Below are 6,800 nucleotides of genomic sequence, written 5' to 3'. Positions count from 1 at the left end.
ACCCAGCCACCCTGGTGCCACGCGATGACGTTTTCCTTGGGTTCCTTGGTATCCCACGGTGGGGTCGCGACCGCGGGAATACCGTCGCCCGGGCTTTCGCCTCGGTAGAGAGCGTCGAAATCGAGGCGAACACCGCCAGCGGATTCTGAAGAGGATGTCGAGCCGGTCATTTCCGCCAGGGTAGCGCGAGTTGTTACTGCGGTTTTTTTAGAGCTCGGTCAGGTCCAACCCCGGCAGTCCTACTGCTCCTTCAGAAGTTTCCGACTGAACAAATGAACGAAGATGAAGGCGAGTCTGGTGATCCGGCGTCCCGGCCTCGCCGTCGGTGTGTCTGCCTCGCGTGTAGTCGCCTTGCCACTGCACTTGCTCTCCTGCGGTGACCCTCACTACCTGCTCGATTTGCTTTTCCGCGTCGCGTGAGCGACGAAAGAACTCGTGCTTGCGCTGCAGATCTTCATCAGAGTCGATGCGCCTGAGTTCGGGGGCGAACTCTTGAAGCTCGGCTCGGCGCTGCGGGACGATCATGCAGATCGGCTCGTCGACCTCGAATCGCAGCGGTATCAGTTTGCGGGTGAGTTTCCAGCTCATGCTGAAACTCGCGCTTGCCCAGTCGGTTTCGACTATGCCCTCTAACGGACACACGCCGTCTTTCGGATAGTTTGCCGGTCCGCGGACCAACAGGTTGTAGCCCGGCGGAGTGCGAAACAGCAACGGCAGATTCCAGGTCAGGATGCCGCCACCGAAATGGCCGACGGGCAGCAGCTGATCGGTGTCGCGCTTATCGGGCACGATCATCACGTCCTCGCCGTTTTCCTGACCGAACCACGTAGCGGTGAACGCGCACGGATTGCGCAGTTCCCAGCCGCTTTGGTTGGCGATGAGCATCGGCAGACACCGATTTGGCCAACCTTTACGCGTCTCTGAGAGCTTCGACATCCACGTCCGGCCAACCGGCGCCGGGCTAATCTGCGGCGCGTTCGCACGGGTGGTGAACCCGATCAGCGGACGGGCCGGCCCGCTGGACTTGTTACTCATCGATGCAGGTTAGCGCGGGATACCCATTTTCACAGCTGCTGGACAGCAATTCCGGAGGAACGCCGAGCCTGTCATTTCCGCCGCGGTAGTGCGAGGTGCTACGCTGCGCGGCAGTCGACATCCTTTAACGATCCGTCCAGAGAGGCGGAGAAGGAGGTCAAGATCTCGCATGGGTGCCGCGGGTGACGCCGCCACCGGCCGCGAATTGATGTCGGCGGCCGACGTGGGCCGCACCATTTCCCGCATTGCGCATCAGATCATCGAAAAGACCGCGCTGGACGGTGCCGACGCGCCGCGCGTTGTGCTGCTGGGCATCCCGACCCGCGGCGTGATCCTAGGCAAGCGCCTGGCCACCAACATCGGCGAATACAGCGGACTCGAGGTCGGCCACGGCGCGTTGGACATCACCTTGTACCGCGACGATCTGAGGCAAAAGCCGCCCCGGCCGTTGGAGGCCACCTCGATTCCGGCCGGCGGCATCGACGACGCGCTGGTGATCCTCGTCGACGACGTGCTCTACTCCGGACGCTCGGTGCGCTCGGCGCTGGACGCGCTGCGCGATCAGGGCCGGCCGCGGGTCGTCCAGTTGGCGGTGCTGCTTGACCGCGGCCACCGTGAGCTGCCGCTGCGCGCCGACTACGTCGGCAAGAATGTGCCCACCTCGCGCAGTGAGAGCGTGCACGTGCTGCTGGCCGAGCACGACGGCCGCGACGGCGTGGTCATCTCCCGGGAGGATGCGTCATGAGCAGGCATCTGCTGGCCGCCGGTGACCTCAGCCGCGCCGACGCCACCGCCATTCTCGACGACGCCGACCGGTTCGCGCAGGCCCTGATGGGCCGCGAGGTTCGCAAGCTGCCGACGCTGCGGGGCCGGACCGTGATCACGATGTTTTACGAGAACTCAACCCGCACCCGGGTGTCGTTCGAGGTCGCCGGCAAGTGGATGAGCGCTGACGTGATCAACGTCAGCGCAGTCGGATCGTCAGTGGGCAAAGGCGAATCGCTGCGCGACACCGCGCTGACGTTGCGGGCGGCCGGCGCCGGCGCGCTGATCATCCGGCACCCGGCATCGGGTGCGGCGCAGCTGCTTGCCGACTGGACGGCCGCTGCGGATGGCGGGCCGTCGGTGATCAACGCCGGCGACGGCACCCATGAGCACCCGACTCAGGCATTGCTGGACGCGCTGACCATCCGCCAGCGGCTCGGCGACATCGACGGCCGGCGCGTGGTCCTCGTCGGCGACATCGTGCACAGCCGCGTCGCCCGTTCCAACGTCATGCTGCTGGCCACCCTGGGTGCCGAGGTGGTGCTGGTAGCGCCACCGACCCTGCTGCCGGTCGGGGTCTCCGACTGGCCGGTCACCGTCTCCTACGATCTCGACGCCGAGCTGCCCGCCGCCGATGCGGTGCTCATGTTGCGGGTACAGGCCGAGCGAATGAACGGCGGCTTCTTCCCGTCCGCGCGTGAGTATTCGGTGCGCTACGGGCTATCCGAGCGGCGCCAGGCGATGCTTCCCGGTCACGCGGTGGTACTGCATCCCGGTCCGATGCTGCGCGGTATGGAGATCTCCTCCTCGGTGGCCGACTCGACGCAATCGGCTGTGCTGCAACAGGTTTCCAATGGTGTTCACGTGCGCATGGCGGTGCTGTTCCATCTGCTGGTAGGGACAGAGGCGGCCGACAACGGGCTCGCCCGAAAAGAGGTCCTGGCATGAGCGTGCTGCTGCGCGGGGTCCGCCCGTACGGTGAGGGCGACCGGGTGGACGTGCTGGTCGACAGTCCAGGTTTTGAAGACCAGATCGCCGATATCGGTACCGGCCTTGCCATTCCGGATGATGCAGATGTCATCGACGCGACCGGACAGATCCTGCTGCCCGGCTTCGTCGATCTGCACACCCATCTGCGCGAGCCCGGCCGCGAATATGCCGAAGACCTTGAAACCGGTTCGGCCGCTGCGGCTCTCGGTGGCTACACGGCCGTGTTCGCGATGGCCAACACCAACCCGGTCGCTGATAGCCCGGTGGTGACCGATCACGTCTGGCACCGCGGCCAGCAGGTCGGTTTGGTCGACGTGCACCCAGTCGGCGCGGTCACCGTGGGGCTGGCCGGAACCCAGCTCACCGAAATGGGCATGATGGCCGCCGGTGCCGCGCAGGTGCGGATGTTCTCCGACGACGGCAAGTGCGTGTACGACCCGCTGGTGATGCGTCGCGCGCTGGAATACGCCACCGGCTTGGGTGTGCTGATCGCCCAGCACGCCGAAGAGCCCAGGCTGACCGTCGGGGCAGTCGCGCACGAAGGGCCCAACGCCGCCAGGCTGGGGCTGTCGGGCTGGCCGAGAGCCGCCGAAGAGTCGATTGTCGCCCGCGACGCCTTACTGGCCCGCGATGCCGGCGCCCGGGTGCACATCTGCCACGCGTCCACCGCGGGCACCGTGGAGATTCTGAAATGGGCGAAATCACAAGGTATTTCGATCACCGCTGAGGTCACCCCGCATCATCTGCTGCTTGACGACAGCCGGCTGGCCAGCTACGACGGCGTGAACCGGGTGAATCCGCCGCTACGGGAAGCCGCCGACGCGCAGGCGTTGCGTCAAGCGCTGGCCGACGGGGTAATCGACTGTGTGGCCACCGATCACGCCCCGCACGCCGAACACGAGAAATGCGTCGAGTTCGCGGCGGCGCTGCCGGGCATGCTGGGGTTGCAGACCGCGTTGTCTGCGGTGGTACAGACGATGGTCATCCCCGGTCTGCTGACCTGGCGTGACGTCGCGCGGGTGATGAGCGAGAAACCGGCACGTATCGCCGGGCTGCCCGACCACGGCCGGCCCCTGGAGATCGGTGAACCGGCCAACCTGACCGTGGTGGACCCCGACGCCACCTGGACGGTCGCCGGCCCCGAGTTGGCCAGCCGCTCGGCCAACACTCCCTACGACGCGATGACGCTGCCCGCGACCGTGACCGCAACCCTGCTGCGCGGCAAGATCACCGCGCGCGACGGAAAGTGCCCGGCATGAATTCCGGAACGTTGGTCGCGTCGCTGATCGTGGCCGCGGTGCTGGCGGTGCTGATCGCGTTCGTCATCCAGATGATGATGCGCGGCTGGCGAGGGCGCGCGCAGCGTCAGGCCGCGTTGATCGGCACGCTGCCGTCGGTGCCGGAAACCGTGGGACCGCCGATCGTCGAGCCCACCCGCGGCATGTATGTCGGCTGCACGCTTGCGCCTGACTGGGATGAGCGGGTCGCGGCCGGCGATCTGGGCTTCCGCAGCAAGGCGGTGCTGACCCGCTATCCCGAGGGAATCATGGTGCAGCGCAGCGGCGCCACCCCGATCTGGATTCCGCAGGAGTCGATCACGGCCATCCGCACTGAGCGCGGCATGGTCGGCAAAGCCATGACTAACAACGGCATCCTGGCCATCCGTTGGCGGCTGCCGTCGGGCACCGAGATCGACCTCGGGTTCCGCGGCAACGACCGCGGCGAGTACGCCCGCTGGCTGCCGGAGAACAGCCGATGAGCCGCGCCAGCGACGATGCAGAGCGAAGCGATGAGGAGGAGTGGCGCCGATGAACACCGCGGCACACCACAACGGCAAAGCGGTGCTGGTCCTTGAAGACGGCCGGACGTTCACCGGAACGCCGTTCGGTGCGGTCGGCGAAACCCTTGGCGAAGCGGTCTTTTCCACCGGCATGTCCGGCTATCAGGAGACCCTGACTGACCCCAGCTATCACCGCCAGATCGTGGTGGCCACCGCTCCGCAGATCGGCAACACCGGGTGGAACGGCGAGGACGCCGAAAGCCGCGGCGACAAAATCTGGGTCGCCGGCTACGCGGTGCGCGATCCGTCGCCGCGCGCGTCGAACTGGCGGGCCACCGGAACGCTGGAGGACGAACTGGTCCGCCAGCGCATTGTCGGGATCGCCGGCATCGACACCCGCGCGGTAGTCCGCCACCTGCGCAGCCGCGGCTCGATGAAGGCGGGTGTGTTCTCCGGTGCTGCGCTGGCCGACCCGGACGAACTGGTGGCCCGGGTGCGCGACCAGCAGCCGATGCTGGGCGCCGATCTGGCCGGCCAGGTCAGCACCGCGGCCGAATACATCGTCGAAGCCGAAGGGCCGCACCGGTTCACCGTGGCCGCGATCGATCTCGGGATCAAGACCAACACCCCGCGCAACTTCGCCCGGCGCGGAGTCCGCAGCGTCGTGCTGCCGTCGTCGGTGACCTTCGCGCAGATCGCCGAGCTGAGACCGGACGGCGTCTTCCTGTCCAACGGTCCCGGAGACCCGGCCACCGCCGACCACATCGTCGAGGTGACCCGCGAGGTGATGGGCGCCGGAATCCCGTTGTTCGGCATTTGTTTCGGCAACCAGATCCTGGGCCGCGCGCTGGGCCTGTCCACCTACAAGATGGTGTTCGGTCACCGCGGTATCAACATTCCAGTGATGGATCACGCCACCGGGCGGGTCGCGGTGACCGCGCAGAATCATGGCTTCGCCTTAGAGGGCGAGGCCGGCCAGTCCTTTGACACCCCGTTCGGCCCAGCGGTGGTCAGTCACACCTGCGCCAATGACGACGTCGTCGAAGGCATCAAACTCGCTGATGGAAAAGCTTTTTCGGTGCAATATCACCCAGAGGCCGCGGCCGGGCCGCACGACGCGGAATACCTGTTCGACCAGTTCGTCGACCTGATGGCAGGGGAGGGCCGCTAGTGCCACGGCGCACCGACCTGCGACATGTCCTGGTGATCGGCTCCGGGCCGATCGTGATTGGGCAGGCCTGCGAATTCGACTACTCGGGCACCCAGGCCTGCCGGGTGCTGCGGGCCGAAGGCCTAGAGGTCAGCCTGGTCAACTCCAACCCGGCCACCATCATGACCGACCCCGAATACGCCGACCACACCTACGTCGAGCCGATTACCCCCGCCTTCGTCGAACGGGTCATCGCACAGCAAGCCGAGCGAGGTAACAAGATCGATGCGCTACTGGCCACCCTGGGCGGGCAGACCGCGCTCAACACCGCGGTCGCGCTCTACGAGAGTGGGGTGCTGGAGCGCTACGGTGTCGAGCTGATCGGTGCGGACTTCGACGCCATCCAGCGCGGTGAGGACCGGCAGCGGTTCAAAGACATCGTCGCCAAGGTCGGCGGTGAATCAGCACGCAGCCGTGTGTGTTTCACTTTTGACGAGGTTCGCGAGACCGTCGCCGAACTCGGGCTTCCGGTCGTGGTTCGGCCGTCGTTCACGATGGGCGGTCTGGGCTCGGGCCTGGCGCACAGCGCCGAGGAGGTCGACCGGATGGCCGGCGCGGGTTTGGCCGCCTCGCCGAGCGCCAACGTGCTGATCGAGGAATCGATCTACGGCTGGAAGGAATTCGAGCTCGAGCTGATGCGCGACGGTAAAGACAACGTCGTCGTGGTCTGCTCGATAGAAAATGTCGACCCGATGGGAGTCCACACCGGCGACTCGGTGACCGTGGCGCCGGCGATGACGCTGACCGATCGGGAATACCAGCGGATGCGGGACCTGGGCATCGCGATTCTGCGCGAGGTCGGCGTCGACACCGGTGGCTGCAACATCCAGTTCGCCGTCGACCCGAGTGATGGCCGGCTGATCGTCATCGAGATGAACCCGCGGGTGTCACGGTCAAGTGCCCTGGCCTCCAAGGCAACCGGCTTCCCGATCGCCAAGATCGCCGCCAAACTGGCCGTCGGCTACACCCTCGACGAGATCCTCAACGACATCACCAAGGAAACCCCGGCCTGCTTCGAGC

7 protein-coding genes and 1 pseudogene are annotated in these 6,800 nt (G+C 66.3%); 6 read left to right on the top strand and 2 right to left on the bottom strand.

The features are described from left to right. Together WAN71_RS24360 and WAN71_RS24355 are read right to left on the bottom strand one after the other, a co-directional pair. Nucleotides 1-170, bottom strand: a pseudogene (locus WAN71_RS24360) (SAM-dependent methyltransferase); the annotation flags it as partial. A 37-nt stretch (nucleotides 171-207) separates the two neighbouring features. Further along, the gene (locus WAN71_RS24355) at nucleotides 208-1,035 is read right to left on the bottom strand and encodes a DUF6065 family protein (RefSeq protein WP_422227789.1); all 828 of its coding nucleotides are present in this window, start codon (nucleotides 1,033-1,035) and stop codon (nucleotides 208-210) included. A gap of 169 nt (nucleotides 1,036-1,204) precedes the next feature. Between WAN71_RS24355 and pyrR the strand changes: the two genes are divergently transcribed. The 6 genes from pyrR to carB all read left to right on the top strand — a co-directional run. Next, nucleotides 1,205-1,780, top strand: a complete 576-nt coding sequence (pyrR, locus tag WAN71_RS24350; RefSeq protein WP_422227788.1) for a bifunctional pyr operon transcriptional regulator/uracil phosphoribosyltransferase PyrR — start codon at nucleotides 1,205-1,207, stop codon at nucleotides 1,778-1,780. Continuing rightward, entirely contained in the window at nucleotides 1,777-2,748 is a 972-nt protein-coding gene (locus WAN71_RS24345; RefSeq protein ID WP_422227787.1) for an aspartate carbamoyltransferase catalytic subunit, read from the top strand. Before pyrR ends, WAN71_RS24345 begins: the two co-directional genes overlap by 4 nt. Beyond that, nucleotides 2,745-4,049: a dihydroorotase gene (locus WAN71_RS24340; RefSeq protein ID WP_422227786.1), complete on the top strand. Its 1,305-nt coding sequence runs from the start codon at nucleotides 2,745-2,747 to the stop codon at nucleotides 4,047-4,049. Before WAN71_RS24345 ends, WAN71_RS24340 begins: the two co-directional genes overlap by 4 nt. Continuing rightward, nucleotides 4,046-4,549: a transporter gene (locus WAN71_RS24335; RefSeq protein WP_422227785.1), complete on the top strand. Its 504-nt coding sequence runs from the start codon at nucleotides 4,046-4,048 to the stop codon at nucleotides 4,547-4,549. Before WAN71_RS24340 ends, WAN71_RS24335 begins: the two co-directional genes overlap by 4 nt. Before the next feature lie 49 nt (nucleotides 4,550-4,598). Beyond that, nucleotides 4,599-5,741, top strand: coding sequence for a glutamine-hydrolyzing carbamoyl-phosphate synthase small subunit (carA, locus tag WAN71_RS24330; protein WP_422227784.1), 1,143 nt, complete (start codon nucleotides 4,599-4,601; stop codon nucleotides 5,739-5,741). Next, nucleotides 5,741-6,800, top strand: a 1,060-nt coding sequence (gene carB / locus WAN71_RS24325; protein WP_422227783.1) for a carbamoyl-phosphate synthase large subunit, incomplete at its 3' end; no start/stop codon positions are given. The genes carA and carB, both read left to right, overlap by 1 nt.

Origin of the sequence: Mycobacterium sp. (genome assembly GCF_049280035.1) — a bacterium.
Lineage (GTDB): Bacteria > Actinomycetota > Actinomycetes > Mycobacteriales > Mycobacteriaceae > Mycobacterium.
The sequence above is the reverse complement of the archived record's forward strand: the minus strand, read 5'-3'. Positions and strand labels throughout refer to the sequence as shown.

Excerpts from the sequence above, each read along its gene's own strand:
- WAN71_RS24355 (WP_422227789.1), bottom strand. The coding sequence starts at position 1,035 with ATGAGTAACAAGTCCAGCGGGCCGGCCCGTCCGCTGATCGGGTTCACC.
- pyrR (WP_422227788.1), top strand. The coding sequence starts at position 1,205 with ATGGGTGCCGCGGGTGACGCCGCCACCGGCCGCGAATTGATGTCGGCG.
- WAN71_RS24345 (WP_422227787.1), top strand. The coding sequence starts at position 1,777 with ATGAGCAGGCATCTGCTGGCCGCCGGTGACCTCAGCCGCGCCGACGCC.
- WAN71_RS24340 (WP_422227786.1), top strand. The coding sequence starts at position 2,745 with ATGAGCGTGCTGCTGCGCGGGGTCCGCCCGTACGGTGAGGGCGACCGG.
- WAN71_RS24335 (WP_422227785.1), top strand. The coding sequence starts at position 4,046 with ATGAATTCCGGAACGTTGGTCGCGTCGCTGATCGTGGCCGCGGTGCTG.
- carA (WP_422227784.1), top strand. The coding sequence starts at position 4,599 with ATGAACACCGCGGCACACCACAACGGCAAAGCGGTGCTGGTCCTTGAA.